We start from the raw sequence: 20,733 nt of genomic DNA on the forward strand, positions 1-20,733 counted from the left end.
GTTAGTGACCCTGTCTACAACAGGAGTATTATCATGGCTAAAGTACAAAAATCTACAGATTCATCCAGCTTAGCTGAAGTCATTGACCGTATCTTGGATAAAGGTATTGTTATTGATGTGTGGGCTAAAGTATCTCTGGTTGGTATTGAGTTGTTATCTATTGAGGCACGTGTTGTTATTGCTTCTGTGGAAACCTATTTGAAGTATGCCGAGGCGATAGGTTTAACAGCTACAGCGTCACATCCAGCTTAAATTAATAAGGATCTTTTTCGATGAGGCCTTTTAGTTTATTTTGGCTAAAAGGATCTCATCTTAAATTTGGATAGCCTTATCGATATAAGAGAAAAGGAGAAACTCATGACACATTTAGTAAGTGACATGACCCGGCTTCGTTTTGAAATAACGAAAGGGCATAAAGCACGTATTCAATTAATGGATGATCTACAACATTTTGCAGATGATCTATCTTGTGAAGTAACAAAAACATTGCACAGCTTCACGGAATTACGTAAGAGAAAGGCTAAGCATGCAGCAGCAGAGCGTCGCGCATTTGTTGTTGATCTGCAACACAAAGTTAAAAATTTTCGTGATGATTTTGTGATGGAGTTTCAAAATGCTCGATGCGGTTGGTTAGGAGAGAGTCCTTCTCATACATTTACCAGCCACGCGATGGCAAAACCCAAAATGAAAAAAAAGAATTAACTAATAATATACTGAGGATAGTGATACATCGCATAGCTACATTCGAAGTTTATATTCTATGTGACTATGCGAGGTGTCGCGTTTAACCCCAAATTGATAGTTACTTAAACCAATTTTTTATCGGGAAAAATAATGATGACCCAGGAAAATAATGGAAGTTTAACTGATTCAAAAAATAACGATAAACTAATCAGGTTTGTAAATAATAGATCAGATAATATCTTACTTGAAGCGAGTGAGGAGTTCACAGAAACCCCTCATATTCGAGGTATTAGCGAGCGTGCGCTAGCCTATCTTGATATTGGGTATCCTATACATTTATTAGGCCCTGCAGGGACAGGTAAAACAACCGTTGCGCTACATATTGCAGCACAGCTTGGACGCCCTGTCATATTAATCCACGGAGATGATGAGTTTACAGGTGCAGATTTAGTTGGGCGTGGAACAGGTTATCATCATTCTAAATTGGTAGATAATTTTATTCATTCTGTTTTAAAAACAGAAGAAGAAATGACAACCATGTGGACAGATAATCGTTTAACTACAGCATGTGAACAAGGCTATACTTTAATTTATGATGAATTTAACCGTTCACGGGCAGAAGCCAATAATGCCTTACTAAGTGTGCTTTCTGAAGGCATTCTAAACTTACCTGGTCGACGCGAACGAGATGGCATAGGTTATGTTGATGTTCATTCCAATTTCCGTGCTATTTTTACTTCAAATTCGGAAGAATACGTTGGAATCCATAAAACACAAAATGCATTAGCTGATCGTTTAATTGCAATTAAAATGGATTATCCTGATCAACAGTCAGAAATACAAATTATAGAGAAAAAATCTACTTTACCACGTAAGGATATCGAAATAATCGTTAATTTGGCACGAGAGTTACGATTAAAATCAGAGAAAAGACCCTCTATTCGAGGTTGTATTGCTATCGCGCGCGTTCTTGCATACCACAATCGCCATGCGCATGCTGATGATCCGATATTCCAGGCTGTTTGCCAGGACATTTTTGGGATTAGCAAGGAGTTTCTCAAGCAATTATTACATCCCATGGATTCTGGTTTGCAAAAAAGATCAGAAAAAAATCAAGAATCGATTAAGAAGTATAAAACAAAAAATCAAAAGTTATAAAGGAGAAGGATGATGCCTGCGCTAGTAAAAGGATTACGAAATATAAAGACAATGAGCAATAGACTGGATAAAGTCCAATCACCTCATGAAGCATTTATTAGCGCAGCAGCGCTTCATCGCGAAAAGCAGCGCCATTTGCAAGAACTAGCTATTTTGCGTAATCGTTTGGATGAAATTAATCTACGGTTAGAACAAATAAATGAACAGCAAAATCAAGTAGCAGAAGCCTTTGATATATCACCTCCTCGAGCGGTTAAATCAGCGTTGCGAACTGGAATTCAATCAAAGACAGGTTCTACATCACATGGTTTTAAAATTAAATATTAAGGACTTTACTGTGGATTCGACATCTAAAAAACCGGCTGCATCAAATTTATATCTCTATGCGATTGCATCGGTGAATGAAAATCAAGAGCCCATTTCTTTTCACGGGATTGAAGAGCAACCAATTGATCTGGTTCCTTATAAAGACATCATGTTGGTTGTTAGTAATCTTTCCAAAAAGAAAGTCCGTCCTGAAAGAAAAAATGTGGCGGTACACCATGCGGTGCTAAATCATTTGATGAAACACAATACGTCCATGTTGCCTATTCGATTTGGCATGATTGCTGATAATAGAAAAGAAGTGCAGCGATTATTGACAATAAATTATGACATGCTCCATACAAAACTCAAGATGATGGCTGGCCGCGTAGAGATGGGAGTAAGCCTGAGCTGGGATGTTCCTAATATTTTTGAATACCTTTTAAATCGTCATTCTCAACTCAGAGAAACGCGTGATAAATTATTGGCTAATCCGGCGCATGAACCATCCAGAGATGAAAAAATCGAAATAGGGGCATTATTTAGTCAAATTTTAGATGAAGAGCGTGAAGTGTATACGGATACTATTCTATCCTTATTGTCGCCAGTTTGTTGTGATGTCGTCAAAAGCACTTATCGTAATGATACGGAAATTATGAATATTTTCTGTTTAATTTCTGCTGCAAGAAGAGACGAATTTGAAGAAAAAATTATCGAGGCATCGACCATTTTGGATGATAACTTTGTAATTAAATACACAGGTCCTTGGCCGCCACATAATTTTTCAAAATTAAATCTGAGTTTAGAATGATGTTAGATAGATTAATAAGGATATTTTATGTTGCTTCTTGGTTCAATATTAATGGCTCCCGTTCATGGTTTGATGGCTATTTTTGAGAAGATCAAAGAGGCCGTCGATGAAGAAAAACAGCATGATATTGAGCGTATTAAAAGCGAGTTAATGGCGCTTTACACAAAGCTGGAATCAGGAGAATTATCTGAAGCTGATTTTGAAAAACAAGAAAAAATATTGTTAGATAAATTAGATTCACTAGAAGATGAGGACGATTAAAAATGATCATCGAAGACAAACCTGTTAGCTTATGTGAAACACTTGATCGTGTTCTCAATAAAGGCGTGGTGGTTGCTGGAACGGTAACTATATCAGTAGCTGATGTTGATCTTTTGTACCTTGATTTGCATTGCTTGTTATCTTCAATGAAAGGTATGAATCTTATAGGAAGCGAACGTGAACGATAAACGTGAAGAAGATAACGCATTACCTCAGCGAATTAATTTGCAGCCGGATGATGTAAAAAATGGATTAGGAAAATTAGTTTTAATTTTAATTCAACTAATTCATGAGTTATTAGAACGGCAAGCAATTGGTCGTATTGAAGCCGGTGATTTATCCGATGAACAAATTGATCGATTAGGAATTACGTTAATGAAACAGGCGGAAGAGATAGATAAATTACGTGAAGTATTTGGATTGACTCAAGAGGACTTAAATCTCGATTTAGGGCCATTAGGGAAATTATTATAACAAGGATGAAATAATGGAATTACAAAAGTCACCAACCCACTCAATAGGCAGTACAACGATTGCTGATTTACTTGAACGCATCCTTGATAAGGGCATTGTCATTGCAGGTGACATAAAGGTGAATTTGGTGCAGGTGGAGTTATTGACAATTCAAATACGATTATTGATTTGCTCTGTTGATAAGGCTAAAGAAATTGGTATGGATTGGTGGACTCATCAAAATGATGTTCAATCTAAAAATGGATCGATGCCTATACAAGAATATGTAACACAAATGGAAGAACGGCTTAAAAATTTGGAGAATACCCTTGCCTCATCGAAGAACGCTATTTGAGCGAGTTTTATATTATTATCCTGTTATTCATGCCCAGAGTGATTTGGGTACGTTGGGTGATGTTTCGCATCAAATAATCAGGGATAAAATTGGTGAAGAGTCCTTAGCTGAACGAATTACTAAGATAAATAAATTATGGGAAAAGATTAGAAAATCCGTCACTGAACTAGATATTGATTATAAAAAGGCTCGGATATATCAAGATGGATTACCGATTTGTAATTATGCGGATAAAATTGTAAACGATCTTGCCAGTAGTGGCAGTATCAATCATCAAATTATTCTCGAATTACAAGAAAAAGGAAGTGTCCTCATGGGGACAGAATGCCCTGATTTTTTGCTTGATGAATATTATCTGATTAAAGAGGCATTGCTTGGTGAACAAGAATCGAAAGAAAAGTTTGATCTCAATAAATTCAAGGCAGATCAAGACTTATTATTGCATAAACGAGATGAGTTCATAGCAAATCGAATTAATGATACATTGAACAAAAAAGAAACAGGGATATTGTTTTTAGGTGTATTACATACAATCGAAGCGCGGTTAGATAAGGATATACATGTTATTCATCCAATTGATATTGGATTATCAATTGATGCATGAATAACCTAAAGGAGAATGCATCATGACCAAGAAAAAAACGGAAAAAGATGAAGAACGCAAGCTACCCGATTTATCTGGAATATTGGGAGGCTTTGCTAATTTCCTCGGTAAATTAGATGAACTGGCAAAAACAGGTAAAGATTTGAAAGAATGGAGTGAAGCACACGGAACGGATTCTCAGGGCAGAGAGATGAAGGGCGTTTTTGGATACAATGTTAAGGTAGGCTTAGGAAAAGATAATAAAACTGATTTTAAAATAGAGCCTTTTGGTAATTTTCATGAAGATAAAAAAACGGGTGAACCGATAGTACATGAAGCCATTGAACCCATTGTTGATATATTTGAAGAGGCAACACATACCTTGGTGGTAGTTGAGATGCCAGGAATTGGCATGAAGGATGTAACACTTGATGTGAATGATGATCTTTTAACCATTAAAGCGGATAAAGGGAAAAAGAAATATTATAAAGAAGTTTTATTACCCAAAAGTTATCCGAAAAAAAAGGTAACCATCGCATCCTGTAATAATGGAATTTTAGAAATAAAATGTAACAACTAATAGTGAATATTATTATGACTGATAATACGCTAAAACTTAAGGTTATCGAGGCACAAGGTAAAGATGTGGGGCGAGCTTTTGCCAGACTTGGGCCAGAAGATTTTGAAAAACTTGGACTTGTTATGGGGGATATTGTTGAAGTTTCTGGTAAGCGTATCTCCATTTGTAAGGCCATGTTAGTACAGAAGGAATTGCGTGGGCAATCATGTATTCAACTTGATGGTGTGAGTCGTGAAAATAGTGGGGTTGCCTTAGGGGACTTTGTTGATGTCCGAAAAATTAGTTGTCGCGCTGCAAAACTCATCACTATTATTCCTTTAAATTTTACTTTAGCTGCTCGAGATATGGATTATATTGCCAGCTTAATGGATGGGTTACCTGTAATTGCAGGCGATCGTCTTCGTGTTAATCTTTTTGGCAGTCGAAGCGTCGATTTTAAAGTCAAAGATACTACGCCCAAAGGTCCTGTGATCATTAATCCAACAACAGAATTGATTGTTAAAAAACCGATGGATAATGATAAAATGCAGGCGCATACTTATTCCTATGAAGATATTGGTGGATTGAAGCCACAACTTCGACGTATTCGTGAAATGATTGAATTGCCATTACGTTATCCTGAGGTGTTTGAGCGACTTGGTGTAGATGCTCCCAAAGGTGTTTTGTTATACGGCCCCCCAGGCTCTGGAAAAACGTTGATTGCAAAAGCAATTGCACATGAGACAGATGCATCTTTTTTCTCCATTAGTGGCCCTGAAATTGTTCATAAATTTTATGGAGAAAGTGAAGCGAATCTAAGAAAAATATTTGAACAAGCGGCGCAAAAAGCACCGAGTATTATTTTTCTTGATGAGATAGATGCTATTGCCCCTAAACGCGATCAAGTTGTCGGCGAAGTTGAGAAACGGATTGTGGCACAATTATTGGCTTTGATGGATGGATTAAATACGCGCCAAAAAGTTATTGTGATCGGTGCAACGAATTTACCCAATTCAATCGATAGTGCACTTCGTCGACCTGGGCGTTTTGATCGAGAGATTTCGATAGCAATCCCTGATCGCAATGGTCGTTTGGAGATTTTAGAAATTCATAGTCGCGGAATGCCACTTGCTTCTGATGTGGATCTCAATCATCTTGCAGATATTACACACGGGTTTGTCGGAGCTGATCTCGAAGTTTTGTGTAAAGAAGCGGCGATGACGTGCCTGCGCACGATAATGCCTGATATTAATTTTGCATTAAATACAATTCCTTATGAACAATTGGCGCTCTTGGAAATCAGTATGTCTGATTTTTTGAATGCGCTTTGCGAAGTAGAACCATCAGTTATCCGCGAAATATTTGTTGATGTTCCTAATGTTCGTTGGAGCGACGTAGGTGGACATAAGGACATAAAAGCACGTCTGAGTGAAGCAGTCGAATGGCCATTAAAGTATCCTCAACTTTTTCGAGAAGCAGGAATTCACCCACCGAAGGGTATTCTTTTAGTTGGTTCGCCCGGCTGCGGTAAAACCTTATTAGCAAAAGCAGTCGCTACTGAAAGCGGTGTGAATTTCCTTTCAGTGAAGGGGTCTTCATTGCTTTCAAAATATGTGGGGGACTCAGAAAAAGGTGTGCGAGAAGTATTTAATAAAGCCAGACAAGCAGCACCGTGCATTATATTTTTTGATGAAATTGACGCCTTGGTTCCAAAACGACAACATGAATCAACAGAAACGCACGTGATGGAAGGCGTATTGAGCCAATTTTTGGCAGAATTTGATGGTATTGAAGAGCTGAACAATGTATTGGTTTTAGGTGCCACAAATCGCATAGATATGTTAGACCCTGCAGTACTTCGGCCTGGGCGATTTGATGAGCTTATCGAAATTGGCATACCGTCTGCAGTTGATAGGAAAGAGATTTTTATTGTTCATACAAGTAAAAAACCGTTAAAGTCAAACGTAAAAATTGATGATTTGGTATTGAAAACCGATCAAATGAGTGGAGCAGAGATTTCTTCCATTTGTAATCGAGCAGCGCTTTTTGCTGTGCGGCGCGTTGTATCTAGTGCTAATGGGCAGATTTCTGAGAAAGAAAAAATAAAAATTACCAAAGAGGACTTTGCAATGGCTATAGCTGAAATTGAGAAACGACAATGAATAAGGCACTTTATCTTTTCTGCTTAACACCAGCATCTGATTTACCCATGATGGAGGGGGAGTTACTTCCAAATTTTAGCCCTTTATTTATTCATCCATTTCAAACGTTTAATGCAATATTAAGCTGGGTTCCAGCAAAAGAGTATCAAGAGCAATCGACAGACAGTAATTTGATTAACACAGAAGAATTCATGCAGCGGGTTTTTTTTCATGAATTAGTTGTTGAAAAGATCATGCGTGATGAGGCTGTTTTTCCAATTGGTTTTGGTACGTTATTTTCTTCCATAGCCAGCCTCGAAGAACAGATTTTAACGCACCAAACGCTCATTTCTTCATGCCTTGCTAATCTAAACCAAAAAGATGAATATGCTGTACGGGTGTATTTGAATCAAGACAAAGCACTGGAGAGTCTACTGTCTGTAATGTTACAAGAACGAGAATCGTCCTGGGCATCTTCCTCACCAGGGGTTCAGTATCTGAAGAAACAGCAGTTGCACAATGAGATTCAGCGTAATCTTAATCAGCATCTAGGTGGTATGCTTGATGAGGTACTCAGTATGTTTCAGCGGCATGCAACCGATTTTAAAAGTCGAGAGAATACCGCTCAATCATCTGATATTCATGGAACATCAATCCTTCACTGGGCTTTTCTAATTCCCAGGGTGGTGAGTTCCATATTCAAAGAACAAGTTGATTTGATGAATGCCAAGTATAATCCATTTGGATTACACTTTGTATTAACGGGACCATGGCCAGCGTATAGTTTTTGCACTCTTCAATCAGTCGAAGCACCTTAGTGGGCCATCGTTAATTTAGTCAGTATATGACTAAATAGGAATTAAAATGTTAAACAAAGGAGATGATCATGACTACCAATATGAATGATTCTACAGTTAGAATAGAGGAAAGTTCATTTACAGCTACAGCAAATCCAGGTATCGAGCTGGTATTGCTAGGGCGGCTTCTTTTTATGGCTCAGCAATATCTGGCTGAAGGTAATTTGCGGCAAGCAACAGAGATTTGCTGGAAACTCGTCAGTGATCACCCAGGAACGGTTGAGGCAGACGCAGCTAAGGGGATTTTGCTGGATTTGGCTGATTCTTATGAGCGTAATGATGAGCGACATATGGCACGAAGTATCTATGAACACTTGATGAATCTGGACAATGATTGAATACATCTTGGCCTCGCTGATTTACCTCTCTTAGAGGCATAAGTCAAAAATTGCAAGAGTCGGGATATTATTAAGCGTCACCAAGGGAATGGGTTGAAATAACTCATTTTTGCGTACTAGTTAATGTGCTATTTTTATTTTGTATCACTTTGGGTGATATTTTTCTGAATCGCTATTGAAAATAATTCGCCATTGTCCTATATGCAGGCGAGAGGATTCGCTTTGTTATTTTTTTATCTAAGCTAGTGTTATCGAAGTTATTCTCGGATGGCGCTTGCTTAAGATAATTTATGATTAAAATCAAATGGTTAAATGTTTAATATGTAACTTCTCAATAACCAAGGGAATCGCGTTATCTCAAATGCAGTGAGCGAGCTCCTGGTATTGGCACCGTGCCACTTTTAGGAGATCTCTCACGTTGTTCTGGACGATGTTTCTCGGACTCATTGAGAAGTTACTTTAATTACCGGCAAGTTAACCATATAATCAATTATATTGAATATTTTCCTTAAGTAAGTGCCATTAGGATTATTCTCTTAATAACGCAATTTTTTCAGTAATTCTAATTCTGTCAGGTTATGGTGCACTCTGTTTTGCGCAACGGTATCAGTAAAATTAATGAGTTATGAAAGTTAAATAAAATTATGGAATATTTGTGTAGAATAGGTACAGGTGTCTCTTGTCGAGTTTTTTAGAATTAAAATGAAAAAAGTATCTCTGTTTTTATCTTTGGCTATTACACTATTTTGTAATTTATGTTTTGCTTATCCAGTTGGAAATCCATTCCCACCTTTTCGAGTTGCAGGGAACTTATATTACGTAGGAACCGATGATCTTGCTAGTTATTTAATCGTTACGCCTAAAGGCAACATTCTTATCAATAGTGATCTTGAAGTGAATGTCCCTATGATTAAAAAAAGCATTGAAGCATTAGGGTTTAAATTTAGCGACACCAAAATTTTATTAATAAGTCATGCTCATCTTGACCATGCTGCTGGTAGCCAATTAATAAAACAAGAAACAAAAGCAAAGTACATGGTGATGGCTGAAGATGTTCCGGTCATTGAGTCTGGCGGCAAATCAGATTTTCATTATGCAAATGATACCAGCATGTATTTTCCTGCAACGACCGTAGATAGAACTCTTCATGATGGTGATACAGTAAAATTAGGTGGTACGGTATTAACTGCTCATTTGACCGCAGGTCATACAAAAGGCTGTATTACCTGGACTATGCAGGTTATGGAGCACGGTAAACCATATCAAGTTGTCATGGTGGGTAGTCTTGGCGTAAATCCTGGTTATAAACTTATTAACAATACTACTTATCCTAATATTGCAAAAGATTATGAACATGCGATTAAAGTATTAAAATCGTTGCACTGTGATATTTTCCTTGGTGCACATGCCATGTATTTTGATCTAGGTAAAAAATATGCCTTATTGAATCGTAGTGTTATTAATCCTTTTGTTGATCCTGAAGGATACAAAAAACACGTCGCACAAAAAGAGCATGAGTTTTATACTGAGCTTAAAAAGCAAGAATCTGCTTTATCATTAAAGTCAGCATAACTCCTTATGTATTAGAAATATATCAGTACATAAGGAAAGTGCTTTGTAAACACGGGCCTATAATGACTCTCTTCCGTGTGTCGCTTGTTTGTGCCAAACCTCAGGCATTTGTTAGTAGTTTTTTATAGTGTTCTTCATCAAAACCTAATGCGATTACATTGCCATTTTGTACCAAAACAGGTCTTCTAATTAGTGAAGTATTGGCGATAATAAAGTCTATTTTTTCCGCTGTACTCAACGCTTCAAAAGTTTCTTTATATTTTCGGTAAGTCATTCCTTTTTTGTTGACGGGAAGTTCACCTGAATAATCACTCCATGCTTCTATTTGAGCTTTGGTTGGTGGGCATTTTTTGAAATCGATAAACTCATAATCAATTTTATTTTTTTCTAAGAAATTGCGCGCTTTTTTTACGGTGTCGCAATTAGGTATGGCAAACATTGAAATCATTTTTGTCCCAAGGGTTCGGTTGTTTTTGCACAGAACCACATTTTATAATATTGCTCCAGTTTCTTCTACGAAAACACTATTAAGCTCAGGTGCGTTATTGCTTTGTTGGCGAACTATTTTTAGAATATAAAAAAGACGATTTGATTTTAAAAATCGTCTTTTGATTTTATAGCTAGCTAAGGGCTTTACAGCCTTGGCTATGTTTAATGGCATACCATTACAGCAGGATTTCCAGGTGTTTTCACACAGGTTTTGTAATATCTTCCATGGTAGTAATAGTTATAATAAGCACCATTAATTAAGTACAAATAATATGCGCCGTTGTAGAAATAATTATAATATCTACCATTATTGTAATAATTATAGTAATTACCACCATGATAATAATTGTAATACTTACCATTATGGTAATAGTTGTAATGTTTGCCATTATGATAATACTTGCCTTGGGCTCCATTATTATGAGTTTGAACATTGGTATGTCCATGATGCACTACGGTCTCATGACGGTTTACATGTCTTTGCTCGTGATGTGAGTGCTCCATTGGTCTACCCCGATGCCCCTCAAATCGTTCTCTCTCAGCATCTGCGATGCATGGTAAGGCAAATAGTGTGATCGTATACATGACACACGCTAACCAGTTATTATTTTTAGTTTTCATAACGATTCCCCAATTATTAAATATGCCTCTACAATTTAATCATACTACAGTATTTTATTTTCCGCGTATTTCCCGTTGTCCTTTCTATTATCTTAGCTCAATCTAGTGAAATGTTAACAGACCCTGGATTTTGGGCTATTTTTATAGAAACATACAAATTATATGGCGCTGTAGATAATTGATGCCTCATTAGCAAGACAATTTGTTACGCTTGCTGAAATCAATACGCAACAGGTAACATGAGCAGGGTTTTCATCTTAAATTTTTGCGAACCAAGTTATTAACATTAAACAGAGTAAATAAAAAAGAGGTTTTCATGTGGAATGAAGTGTTAAAACGCATCGATAGTGCAACGACGCCCAAACATGCAGTAAAACAATGGGATGAAGCAATTGAATCTATAAGCTTAGTCAGCGAGGGTATTAATTTAGTTTATCGATTTGAGACACTTGGTCAAGGTAATTATCTGCGCTTAACTCATGCAAAACTTCGTAGCGAAGACGAGCTGCAAGCGGCTATTGCTTATCAACGACATCTCTTTGAGCATGGCGTGCCTGTTTGTGAGCCTGTCTTGTCATTAAATCGATTATGGGTTGAACCTATTCAGCAAGGAGCTGAATTATTTCTTGCCCACGTTTGTCGCGAAGTGCCAGGTAAGTCTATTCATTTTGATCACACTGATTTAGCGCTGTATAAGCGTTGGGGAGAGGCGCTGGGGAAATTGCATCACGCTTCTCTTGGTTATCAATCGGGTAAGCATATTTATACGAGCTGGAAAAAATCGCTTGAAGAGTTAAATGACTATGCCCAACATGAATCGCAAGCTTTGCAAGATACATTAACTGCGGTAACGAAATTTTTTAATGAAAGAAAGCAAACAGCAGAAAATTATGGTTTAACGCATGGTGATCATCGTAAAGGAAATGTGTTTAGTGACGGGCAGAAAATCCATGTTATTGATTTTGATCTGCCAAGTATGAATTGGTTTATGGAAGATGTGGCCCGGCCTTTTTTTAACTCCATTGTTCATAATGAAATGAACTGGCAAGATAAAATAAAACCATACATTGATGGTTATCTATCTGTAATGCCTCCAAATAGTATTGATCTCAGTACGTTTCAGAAGCAAATACAAATGAAATGTTTGGAAATTTATTTGTGGAATAAAAATAATTGGAGCGGCGATTCTGCTGCAGGAGGTCATAGTATGGAGCAATGGCAGCAGCTTATCTACCAAAAAATCATTGATTCGAGTTGGACTGAGCAATTACCATTTTAACCATATATGATATGATTGAGTTCAGGTTGTTCAATTTAGCGTGTACATCGATGGATACAGTCGCATCCATTGCGTCTGTAGTTAATTAGGAGAAATCATCGGAAAACATGTAAAAAAAAAAGACAAGCCTACCCGTAAAACCCTAGTGGGAAATATAAAAAAAGGGCTGCGGCGCACGAAAAGCAAGCCTAGTATCAGAAAAGAATACACACTGATTTGGGTTATGCTTCTTCTGCCACATCATCCGGCATGGTAATATTTAATTCTAATACCGAATTATCACCCATACGTTCGAGGTTCACGCTAACTTTATCGCGTGTTACATGAACGTATTTAGCAATTACGGCAAGGATTTCTTCCTGTAATTGCGGCAGGTAATCGGGGGTGTTCCGTTGTGATCGCTCATGCGAAATGATAATTTGCAGACGCTCTTTAGCAACAGAGGCCGAAGCAGTTCTTCTGCGTAAATAGGTAAATATGCTCATACGGTCACTTCCTCCTTGTTTTTACTGAATAAGCGACGCAATAATCCTTTTCGGTCATTGTTAATAAAGCGCATTGGTCTTTCTTCACCAAGAAAACGAGCAATAGCGTCTTGATAAGCAATGCCTGCATCACTGGCTTCATCAAGCACTACAGGTATACCTGTATTTGAAGCTTTGAGTACTGACTTTGATTCTGGAATAACCCCAACTAATGGAATTGCTAAAATTTCTTTTACGTCCGTAACGGATAACATGTCGCCACGTTCAACACGTTCAGGATCATAACGGGTTAATAATAAATGTTCTTGCACAGGTAGAGCATTGTCTATAGCACGTTTTGTCTTGCTTGCTAGTATGCCAAGAATACGGTCTGAGTCTCGAACAGAAGACACTTCAGGGTTGGTGACTACAATGGCATGATCTGCAAAATACATCGCCATTAATGCACCGGCTTCAATTCCTGCTGGGGAATCACAGATAATGAAATCAAAGTCTTTGGCAAGATCATTTAGAATCTTTTCAACACCTTCAATTGTTAACGCATCTTTATCACGTGTCTGCGATGCCGGAAGAATATAAAGGTTAGGAAGACGTTTGTCTTTAATCAGCGCTTGATTCAGACTCGCCTCACCATTAATCACATTGATAAAGTCATAAACGACGCGTCGTTCACACCCCATAATAATGTCCAGGTTTCTCAAACCAATGTCAAAATCAATGACTACGGTCTTATGACCTAATAGAGCAAGACCTGAAGAAAAAGCTGCCGAAGTAGTGGTTTTACCTACTCCACCTTTACCCGATGTAATAACAATTATTTTAGCCAACGCTGAACCCTTCCTATTTTTTTTGATTCAACACAATATTTAACCAACAGTGTACACGTTATTGAATCTTTAATTCAAGTGTTATCCATTTTATTAGTGCATTGCTGTTTCTGAATGAACAAAAGACTTAGGTACGAATGTTTTTCAATACGGTACTGGGTTTGGTTACCATTATATTCTGTATACCCATTGCTTTTTTAATGTGGCTATAAATTTTATTTGCATTATTCTGAGCCGCGACAATAATTCCGGTTCCTGTTGCATCACCGGCTATATAAACATTCTTTAAATGATATTTTTTAATCGCATGTACTAAGGGTAGATTACTAGTTCCTTCAAATCCCAAAGCACAGAGAATCAGATCAACCTGATCAATTTCACTTAATAGAATGTTTTCTTGTTCAATGGGTTTTAATTCTCGTGGTAATGCATCAAAAAGCGCTGTCAAACGGGCATCGTTTTTTATTGTCTCGGCATATTTAAATTTAGACTGTTTAATTTGCAGATTCAGAGTTCCATCAGCGTTTGCTGTAATTTTTACTGGCTCAACTAAAAATAATTCTGTCCCTTGAACGTACGTAACTTCTGCTTTTTTCAATTTATTTTCATACGTTGCTGCTCGCGAGAGGGATGGATAGGCATCCATAATGGCGCGTTTTTTAGGTTGATAGCCTCTAACCAAAATATTTAAGTCGCCTAAGTTTTCTGTCGTTTGATTAAAATAACGTGCTACCCAACGAATAACATCTTGCGCTGTATCCCCACCACCAATGACGACAATTTTTTTATGGCGTGGATCCATATGCGCTAAATATTTTTTAATCAGGGCTTCTTTTTCCTCTAAAGAAACGGTGGGATTCTTGTTTAGTTCATTAGCAATATCATTGGTTGCTTTGAGAAAATCAATAGCTTGTACCAGTTTTTGACGTTCCGTACTACTAAGCCCCGTTGTGATTGCTGGTGCCAGAGATTTAGGTTGGCCGGTACCAATACATAAGGCAATGTACTGATTTTCGTTATGGCTGTTTGCAATAGGTTGACTGTGTTCATCATTTTTTATGCGATAATCGCCAGTTTGTTCCTCATAAAATACCTCGCTGTTTAGATGCAACTCCAGCCCCATTGCTTGGAGGTATACAAAATCTTCATTCAGATAAGTCTTATCAAATTTGTGTGCAGGTATTCCATCAACAAGTAATCCGCCTGCCTTATCCGATTTCTCATACATGCGAACTTGAATCCCATCGAGCAAGGCCTTATATGCGATTTGCATGCCAGCAGGTCCTGAGCCGATGATGATTAATTCCTTATTTTTCTTTTTTAGATGTTGGGGTAAGCAAAAGGGTGGTTTAAAATGTTGCATTAGTTCATCATAAGCGTGTTTTTCTATTAATCCATCCGTAGTATTTTTACCAAAAACTAAAGAAATTTCCTCTGGAGCCCATCTTTTTTTGCCGTCAAACCAACCTAAAGCACGGCCTATTTGATAAAGATCGAATTCAATGTCTTTAATATGAACATGTTCACCAATACGTTTGCCACCTCTTTGCTCATTTGTATCACCCGGGTGAGGAATCGTTTCGGTACACGAATCTTGACATGGAGCAGGACAGGCTGCACCGGTGTAGGAGATAAAAGGAGACTCTTGAATTTGTACTGCAAAAGCTTGCCGCAAATAATGCCACTGTTCTTTAGTTAAAACTCCTTGTTCATTAATAGAGCCAATTTTTTTAAGAAGTGAATTAATGGTATTGATTCCTTTACCGCTAGGGCATCCAGTATCTACTTTTTCACCACCGGCACAAGATTGTGCACGGCAACCAGAGCATCCGTTGGCATCTTGGGTGAGCTCTGTAATGTAAGCGAGAATATTGTCTAGCGGTTTGAGCAGTTCATGATCAAGAATCCCGTGAATATCCATTAAGCGTTTTTCTACTGGATTGGGTGTTTTCGGGGATTGTTTCGAAATTTTTTTAATGGCAGTTACAGGGAGTCGAAACTCTAATTGTGCTGCACCTGGTTTGGTCGGATAAAGCTCAGAAAGCGTTGCTTTTACAGCAGGTGAAAATATAGATAAGGTAGTATCTTGAATAATCTCACGAAGTTCTTCTAATTCAGCATCTTCTGCTGGTGGCGTAGTGAGTGCTTTGTGGGTTAGCCAAACGTGCATACCTTGAGTTAAAGGGGATTTTCTTAAACGATAAGTGTGAATTACATCAAGTATTTGTCGTAATTGATTAATTTTATCCATTTCAGTGGGAATTAGTACTTTAAAATGTGCCAAATTAAAATTTTGTATTATTTTTTTCGCAATGGATGAATTCGTTTTTTCCTTATGCTCCTTTAGAAGGGTTCGGATTGCTTGACTATAGCTATTCCGTTCTTCAGCGGATGCGGTGCGCACAAAATTCGATGGCTGTAGTGAATTATCTGGATCATAAGCAAAGAGAATACCTCCTGAAGCACCAGTTCCTAATCCTTTACCTGCTTTACCTAAAATCATTCCTGTTCCTGATGTCATGTATTCAAAAGCAAAATCACCAACTCCTTCAACAATTACTTCGGCCCCTTTGAGTAAAATTCCAAAACGATGTCCCGCTTTACCATTAACATAAATTTTGCCCCCACTTGCTCCATAAAGCATGGCATTACCCGCAATTGTATTTTGAGCGGCAGTATCTGCATTCTCTTGAGGCGGGGTGCAAAGAATTAACTCACCTCCCGTCATGCTTTTAGCACAGCCATCTTGAACTGTTCCTATATGCTTCAAAATCATGCCTGAAGCATTTAAAAAACCAAAACTTTGCCCCGCATTTCCTGTCGTATTAATCATTATTGTTCTTTGTGGCTTTTCGTGTAAGTAAGGGAACAGAATACCGACAATTCGAGCACCGAAGCTGCGATCTTGGGTTGTTAGATTAATTGGCTTTGAGGTGAAAATATCCTTTTGGGTTAGTTCGTGTTGAATAATGCGAATGAGTTTGTCTTCTTTGGGGCGAGTTAACGCTCGCTGCATTTGGTCGCGTATGAGTTTCTGTTCTTGTTCATTTAAAAGTGGCGGCAAACCTTTTCGCTCAAGAATTGCTGAAAAATCATAGATATCTAATGATTTTTGGTTGAGTAAGTGTAACAAGTCAGTACGGTTTCTTAGCTCATAAAGACTATGAAAACCAAGTTCAATCAACCGCTCCTGAACTCCGGCGGCAAGATTTACAAAGTAGCGCTCAGTGTTTATTTGATCGCCTTTAAATAGATGTCCCTCTGTTGCTACTCCTGGCTGGCAACTCAGATTGCAGGTGCGCTGCATTTTACAGCCTAGAGTAAGCATGGCTGTGGTGCCAATCTCAAATAAATCAGCGCCTAAAATAGCGGCAATAATTATCTCCTCTGCTGTTTTAAAGCCGCCACTAACACGTAATTGTACGAAATCTCGCAGACGTGTTTGACGTAACGCCTTATCTACTTCAGCAAGTCCCAGCTCGGCAGGGAAACCAGCATGTTTGATGCTTGATTGTTGTGAGGCTCCGGTGCCTCCAGAATTAGAGGCGATATTAATTACATCTGCTCCGGCTTTGGCGACCCCTACAGCGATGGTACCAATACCTTGTGACGCGACTAATTTAACCGCAACCTTTACATGATAATTGACTGATTTAATGTCATGAATTAACTGTTCCAGATCTTCAATGGAATAAATATCATGATGGGGTGGGGGGCTAATAAAGTTAAGATGGGGAAGACCGCCGCGTTGTGCTGCAAAACGAATGGAGACTTTAGTTCCGGGCAATTCACCCCCCTCACCAGGTTTTGCGCCTTGAGCTATTTTAATTTCTATTTCTTCTGCCCTAAGTACTTGTTCGGCACTTACTCCAAATCGTCCTGATGCAAATTGTTTACTCCGTGTGGTGGTTAGTAGTTGACGCAGATCCAGGGGGGATTCGCCTCCTTCGCCAGAGGCTGATTTCGCACCAATAGCATTCATTCCACGCGTTAATGTTTCATGGGCACCTAATTTATTGGGGGTTTTAGGATCGGCAACGGTCAATGCTCCCTGACTCATGCTGCCTGAAAATAATAAGCTACGAATTTCCTGTTGGCTCTGTACTGGACGCTTGCTCATTGTTCTCTTGTCTTTTATATTTGATTTGATTACAAAATAATCATGCAATGATATTGGATTTTCACGTCGATAATTTTCGATTGTTTGAGTAAGTTTTTTGAATGCTGCTGAGGGCTTAAATTGTTCTAAAGACAAACTTGGATAAAATCCTTCACTGTTTTTAATGCGTGGATCGAGGAATCCTTGTTCAATAGAAAAAGAACTAATATCCGTGATAAAATTGAGATAACCTTTGTGCTGTAAAATAAGGTGCATTTGATATAACTTGGCATTTAAGTCTTCTTCCTTCATCCAGGAAGTGAAAGCGTTGATTATTTCGGGGCCAAATCCATGTTTTATGCCTTCTTTTTCAGGCATGTAATAGCCTGAACGTGGTAACAGGATAAATTCATTATCAGGATCAAAAGCTTGTTGATGTCTTGCCATTAGGCTCTGGCTAATATGGCGAAGAGCGACTCCCTTTAACGGTGAATAGATGGATGCAAAAATTGCAGATAAAGTCGGGGTTTCGGTAAGCGCTTTTTTAGTAGGGCTTAAATCAAGTCCCAGAGCAGCAACCAGCGAGCTGTTAATGTAATTATTAACATCGGTGATTCCCATTTTTCCCATTGTTTTGAGTAAGCATTTTTGTAGAGCTTCTTTATAGTTTTTATAATAGGGTTGCGGATTACCAGGAAAAAGTTCGTGAATTTTTGCATAAGCCCCACGTGGATATATTGCTTTTGCCCCAAGTGCTAATAAGGTAGACATTTGGTGGGGGCCATTAATTTGGTAAGAATCAATAACAATGGAAATTTTAAAGTCTAAATTCTTACTCTCAAGAAACTTTCTTACCCCTGCAACGGCGATTAAATCAGGAATTGCTGCTCGTTGTGAACCTGCATTCTTATCACTGAGGATTAAAATAGCCGTTGATGACTCACTGATTGCTTTTTCAACTTTTTGGAGCAAATGGCGAATGGCGGTGCTTAAGAGCGTCATTGTTCTTTCATTGGATGGGACACTACCTGTCAATGGGGTGAAGAAACTGATATCAATAATCTGTGCTCTTAATTTTTTATGATGTTCTATCCAATGAAGTTGACCTGCACTTAAAATTGGCGAGCAAATTTCGATCATTGATGTATCGAAACTTCCTCCTAAAAAAGTATTTAGTGAAAAGCGATCACGTTCTTTTATAGAATCTAATGGTGGTGCTGAGACTTGAGCAAATAACTGATGAAAGAAATAGGAAATATGTGGTGGTAAGGAATGAGTATATAAGATATTCGTGTCATCACCCATCGCTGCCGTTCGCTCACATGCATTTTCTGCCATAAAACGGACTACTTGATCTTCGGACTCATAATTCCAGCCTGCCGCGTATAAGATACGTTGCAGTTCAGCGCCAGCAGGAGCCCGTTCATATTCTTGCTGTGCACCGATTGGGTTATATTCAGGAACGGAAACTAATTGCTGTTGGAGTTGGTGTTGAAAGTAATTTGTTGTTGTTTGATTGTAGCGTGCGGCGATTCGCTCCAGGATTGCTTGGGTCTGTAATAACTCACCTTGAGGCGTTAACATGATCATCCCGCCAGGTTCCAGATGTCCTTTGCTAATAACGACATTTTCAGTAGAACTAACGAAGTCGTCCGATGCAGCATAAAAACATCGATTATCGTTTTTGTCCTTGACGAGGATCCAACGCGAAGGACGTAAACCCATGCTGTCTAATTTTGCAATAAAATAACCTCCTGCGCCAGCGACAATAAATGCCGGACCATTATAGGGTGTGCGTTCCAAAGCCCAGTATTTAAGCATGGCCTTAATTTCATCTGTATAATCCCCAACATCTGGGGCCATAAGACGAGTAAGGGCTTCCTCGAGAGGAATGTTTTTCATGGTTATCTGATTTGCAAGATCCGCATCAAACTGCATTGAATCGGATAATTGTTTATTAGGATACACACCTTTATAGTTTCGGGATCTTAATTCATTGCTCATTTGCTTGGCATTGCCTAAGGCGGAATTTAACTCACCATTATGCGATATAAAGTTGGGGCAAGGTTGAGCATTTGACCATTGAGGGCTGGTGTTGGTGGCAAAGCGCGCATGAGTGTCGCAGGCGTGAGCAGTAAAGTCTTGCTCTTGTAGGTCGAGATATACCGTATCCAGTAACGGCGCGGGGATCATGCCTTTATAAACAATTTTTTCAGTGCTAAGGCTTACTGTGTGAAGTATTATTTGCTGCACTTGCGCTTCATGGTAGATACGGTGGCTCATTTCAATTACACTGGATTCGCTTAATACAGCGCTTTTGGGCGTGTTCGACAGTACAAGCGCCTGCCATATGGCCGGTTTTTTGGCGAGTGTCACGCCGGATAAAACATCTAGGTTCATTGCATTTTCTAGATTGCGCCAGCCAACAACCGTTAAATTTTGCTGATTGGCACAGGTTTCGATTAATGTTTTTGCTTGTGCTTGCTGTTCTGCTTCATTCGCTAAAAAAAATTGACCTAGAGCATAATGGTGATTTTTTAACGTTAAATGAATTAAATTGTTCCCTTTAAAGTCGCCTTTTTTGATTAGTTTGTTAAAAAAAGGGGTTGGTAACCCATAAAATCTGATGCCAGAACCATCACTTTCTCCCGTGGCGCGGTTATAACCTGTGCGATATGCAAAGCTGGCAAGAGCTTTAAGTCCTTCTTGAACTAACGCATGAGACGTAATAAACTTTCCTTCTTTAGAAAAATTAACAATCATGCTAACGCCACAAGCTGCATGGTCGGTATTATGATAGATTAAAGGCTCGTTTTTTTTATACCTCATTATAAATATTCCTCTAATTAAATATTTAA

At 38.4% G+C, this 20,733-nt stretch carries 21 protein-coding genes; 16 read left to right on the forward strand and 5 right to left on the reverse strand.

The features are described from left to right. The 15 genes from gvpA to bla all read left to right on the forward strand — a co-directional run. Positions 1–252, forward strand: a 252-nt coding sequence (gvpA, locus tag LDG_RS12345) for a gas vesicle structural protein GvpA (protein WP_233491533.1), incomplete at its 5' end; no start/stop codon positions are given. A gap of 105 nt (positions 253–357) precedes the next feature. Next, the gene (locus LDG_RS12350; RefSeq protein WP_006871720.1) at positions 358–702 is read left to right on the forward strand and encodes a hypothetical protein; all 345 of its coding nucleotides are present in this window, start codon (positions 358–360) and stop codon (positions 700–702) included. A gap of 132 nt (positions 703–834) precedes the next feature. Then, positions 835–1,842, forward strand: coding sequence for a gas vesicle protein GvpN (gene gvpN, locus LDG_RS12355; protein ID WP_006871721.1), 1,008 nt, complete (start codon positions 835–837; stop codon positions 1,840–1,842). Positions 1,843–1,851: 9 nt separating this feature from the next. After that, positions 1,852–2,169, forward strand: coding sequence for a hypothetical protein (locus tag LDG_RS12360; protein ID WP_006871722.1), 318 nt, complete (start codon positions 1,852–1,854; stop codon positions 2,167–2,169). Between the two features lie 10 nt (positions 2,170–2,179). Then, the gene (locus LDG_RS12365) at positions 2,180–2,956 is read left to right on the forward strand and encodes a GvpL/GvpF family gas vesicle protein (protein ID WP_006871723.1); all 777 of its coding nucleotides are present in this window, start codon (positions 2,180–2,182) and stop codon (positions 2,954–2,956) included. 27 nt (positions 2,957–2,983) lie between these two features. Then, positions 2,984–3,217 (forward strand): gas vesicle protein GvpG, encoded by a 234-nt coding sequence (locus LDG_RS12370; protein WP_006871724.1) that lies wholly within the window; start codon positions 2,984–2,986, stop codon positions 3,215–3,217. A 2-nt stretch (positions 3,218–3,219) separates the two neighbouring features. Then, on the forward strand, positions 3,220–3,405 hold the full coding sequence (locus LDG_RS12375; RefSeq protein ID WP_006871725.1) for a gas vesicle protein: 186 nt from the start codon (positions 3,220–3,222) through the stop codon (positions 3,403–3,405). After that, positions 3,395–3,691 carry a gas vesicle protein K gene (locus tag LDG_RS12380; RefSeq protein WP_006871726.1) on the forward strand — a complete coding sequence of 99 codons (297 nt, stop codon included), beginning with the start codon at positions 3,395–3,397 and terminating at the stop codon, positions 3,689–3,691. Before LDG_RS12375 ends, LDG_RS12380 begins: the two co-directional genes overlap by 11 nt. 13 nt (positions 3,692–3,704) lie before the next feature. Continuing rightward, positions 3,705–4,025: a gas vesicle protein gene (locus LDG_RS12385; RefSeq protein WP_006871727.1), complete on the forward strand. Its 321-nt coding sequence runs from the start codon at positions 3,705–3,707 to the stop codon at positions 4,023–4,025. Continuing rightward, on the forward strand, positions 4,000–4,629 hold the full coding sequence (locus LDG_RS12390) for a hypothetical protein (RefSeq protein WP_006871728.1): 630 nt from the start codon (positions 4,000–4,002) through the stop codon (positions 4,627–4,629). Before LDG_RS12385 ends, LDG_RS12390 begins: the two co-directional genes overlap by 26 nt. Before the next feature lie 22 nt (positions 4,630–4,651). Continuing rightward, the gene (locus tag LDG_RS12395) at positions 4,652–5,188 is read left to right on the forward strand and encodes an Hsp20/alpha crystallin family protein (RefSeq protein ID WP_006871729.1); all 537 of its coding nucleotides are present in this window, start codon (positions 4,652–4,654) and stop codon (positions 5,186–5,188) included. A 14-nt stretch (positions 5,189–5,202) separates the two neighbouring features. After that, complete coding sequence (locus LDG_RS12400) at positions 5,203–7,329, forward strand: CDC48 family AAA ATPase (protein WP_006871730.1); 2,127 nt, start codon at positions 5,203–5,205, stop codon at positions 7,327–7,329. Continuing rightward, a complete protein-coding gene (locus tag LDG_RS12405) occupies positions 7,326–8,126 on the forward strand; it encodes a GvpL/GvpF family gas vesicle protein (RefSeq protein ID WP_006871731.1) in 801 nt (266 codons plus the stop codon). The genes LDG_RS12400 and LDG_RS12405 overlap by 4 nt, the downstream gene beginning before the upstream one ends. Positions 8,127–8,194: 68 nt before the next feature. Beyond that, complete coding sequence (locus LDG_RS12410) at positions 8,195–8,503, forward strand: tetratricopeptide repeat protein (RefSeq protein ID WP_006871732.1); 309 nt, start codon at positions 8,195–8,197, stop codon at positions 8,501–8,503. 702 nt (positions 8,504–9,205) lie between these two features. Beyond that, positions 9,206–10,075 carry a subclass B3 metallo-beta-lactamase gene (gene bla / locus LDG_RS12415; protein WP_083821460.1) on the forward strand — a complete coding sequence of 290 codons (870 nt, stop codon included), beginning with the start codon at positions 9,206–9,208 and terminating at the stop codon, positions 10,073–10,075. Between the two features lie 100 nt (positions 10,076–10,175). Here bla and LDG_RS12420 read toward each other — a convergent pair whose 3' ends face one another. Then, positions 10,176–10,523 carry an arsenate reductase family protein gene (locus LDG_RS12420; RefSeq protein WP_040535747.1) on the reverse strand — a complete coding sequence of 116 codons (348 nt, stop codon included), beginning with the start codon at positions 10,521–10,523 and terminating at the stop codon, positions 10,176–10,178. Between the two features lie 203 nt (positions 10,524–10,726). Further along, the gene (locus tag LDG_RS12425) at positions 10,727–11,185 is read right to left on the reverse strand and encodes a hypothetical protein (protein WP_040535750.1); all 459 of its coding nucleotides are present in this window, start codon (positions 11,183–11,185) and stop codon (positions 10,727–10,729) included. Between the two features lie 316 nt (positions 11,186–11,501). On the opposite strand from LDG_RS12425, the gene LDG_RS12430 reads away from it, so the two are divergent. Next, positions 11,502–12,464 carry a phosphotransferase enzyme family protein gene (locus tag LDG_RS12430; RefSeq protein WP_006871737.1) on the forward strand — a complete coding sequence of 321 codons (963 nt, stop codon included), beginning with the start codon at positions 11,502–11,504 and terminating at the stop codon, positions 12,462–12,464. 221 nt (positions 12,465–12,685) lie between these two features. Here the strand turns inward: LDG_RS12430 and minE are convergent, their stop codons facing one another. The 3 genes from minE to LDG_RS12445 form a co-directional block, all read right to left on the reverse strand. Then, the gene (gene minE, locus LDG_RS12435) at positions 12,686–12,949 is read right to left on the reverse strand and encodes a cell division topological specificity factor MinE (protein ID WP_006871738.1); all 264 of its coding nucleotides are present in this window, start codon (positions 12,947–12,949) and stop codon (positions 12,686–12,688) included. Beyond that, a complete protein-coding gene (gene minD, locus LDG_RS12440; RefSeq protein WP_006871739.1) occupies positions 12,946–13,776 on the reverse strand; it encodes a septum site-determining protein MinD in 831 nt (276 codons plus the stop codon). Before minD ends, minE begins: the two co-directional genes overlap by 4 nt. 127 nt (positions 13,777–13,903) lie before the next feature. Then, complete coding sequence (locus LDG_RS12445) at positions 13,904–20,704, reverse strand: glutamate synthase-related protein (protein ID WP_040535753.1); 6,801 nt, start codon at positions 20,702–20,704, stop codon at positions 13,904–13,906. Positions 20,705–20,733 lie beyond the last annotated feature (29 nt).

Origin of the sequence: Legionella drancourtii LLAP12 (assembly GCF_000162755.2) — a bacterium.
GTDB classification, from domain to species: Bacteria; Pseudomonadota; Gammaproteobacteria; order Legionellales; family Legionellaceae; genus Legionella; species Legionella drancourtii.